Origin of the sequence: Bacteroides caecigallinarum, from assembly GCF_021531075.1 — a bacterium.
In the GTDB taxonomy this organism is placed as follows: Bacteria; Bacteroidota; Bacteroidia; order Bacteroidales; family Bacteroidaceae; genus Phocaeicola; species Phocaeicola caecigallinarum_B.
Genome location: NZ_JADYTJ010000118.1, coordinates 1 through 1663, shown reverse-complemented (window position 1 = coordinate 1663; position 1663 = coordinate 1). Strand labels below are relative to the sequence as shown.

Below are 1663 nucleotides of genomic sequence, written 5' to 3'. Positions count from 1 at the left end.
ATATGGATGCTGATGTTTTTTTAGAGTGACGGGGCGACCACAGAGGTTTACGCCTTTCTATACGCCGCCACCTTCGATGTGTAATAGGGACAAGTTTAAAATTGTGGCCTTAATGCAAAAAATTTAATTTGAAACTCAGGAAAAAACGCATTGTGAACTATCATATTTCTCAATCTATAAATCAAAGTAATATCATTACAAACCATAGCTCTAAAATTCTTTATACCTTTATCATTTTCATAAAAAGATTTCAATTTTAACAATTCCAACTTATAAATCTCATCATTCATCTCACTTATTATTTCCGGTAATTCGCGAAAAAAATTAGGTAGCATACCTTCTGAAGATAATTTGGCATTCTCTATTGTTTCCAATTTTAAATCATAATAGTTATCATAATTTTGCGTACAATCCATTAGATAACGATACACATTCTCTGCATAAGAATTGAATCTATTTTTTGTGACAATAATAGAACAAATTGTCTTAGCCAAATTAAAAATAGAGTTATCCTTTGAAATAATATTCATTTTGACAGAGTCTGAAATCTTTAATATACTTTCCAATGCAATCCAACTATATAGTAATTTATCTTCATATCTGTCTGCTCCTATTGCTTTTTTATACCAGTGTGTAGAATTACTAATTCTTTTGAAATTTTCACTATCAATATTAGTATCATTAGTAAAATCTTTTAACCACTCATTTAAGCTATCATTAATAGAAGAAAAATCTAATGACCTCAAATCCCTATATAGATGCAGGCATTTGACATCGTCCTCCATTGAAACACTATGAGCACACTCGTGCCCATCAACCACAATAGCCGCAAACTGCCCACTTATTGAAAGTTCTCCTTTACCCTTAACATAAAATGACAAATAATCTAATAAACTATTAACTTTTTGCTTTGCATAACCCAGCGAGGTATAAAAAAATCGATGCTCAACTTTAACAGCTATATTGACAAACTGAAATGTTCCATCATTATATTCAATTTTACTTAAACTATTTTTAGGTAGATAAGTAGCTTTATCTATAGAATATAAATGAAGATCTTTTAAATGACAATCAATACTTCCCTTTGCCCCCAATAATCTAAGTAAAACATATCCAATCTTTGGTTTTTTATAAAAATGTGTCAATAGATTATTGATATATTCTTCAGCACTACGTGTTTCACATCGAAGGGTTACAGCATTATAATATTCTTCCTCCGATTGATAATCAGCCCTTTTAAGTTCATAAAACGTATCTCCGCAAATAACAACTTTTCCATCCTCCCTTACCACCAATTCATCTTCATTTATAAAATTGGCTATATCATTTACGTCTACTCCCAAACAAATTAGTTCCTGAATAAATAAGTCTGAATATAAACATATTTTATTTTTATTTTCCTCTGTTAAATTCCTATCAGCATCAAGAATAATCTGTAGTTTTTTAGATATTGCATTAAGATAGTCAAAATTACCCATTGAATGTAAGATCTTTATACAAATTTTTTTCACTACCAAAGGAGAATTATCCCAGTTATTAAATATTACCACCTTTTCAGCCGCATACAAATCCGAAAAGACTTTATCGTGTTTATCCAAATTACCTAATAAATTCTTAAAAAGTTTTCTATTATCTGGATTTTTAAAATTATTATATTCTATTT

At 29.2% G+C, this 1663-nt stretch carries 1 protein-coding gene; it reads right to left on the bottom strand.

All coding sequences use genetic code 11. The features are described 5' to 3' along the window. Window positions 1-95: 95 nt before the first annotated feature. Window positions 96-1663, bottom strand: a 1568-nt coding sequence (locus I6E11_RS14550) for a hypothetical protein (protein WP_235338824.1), incomplete at its 5' end; no start/stop codon positions are given.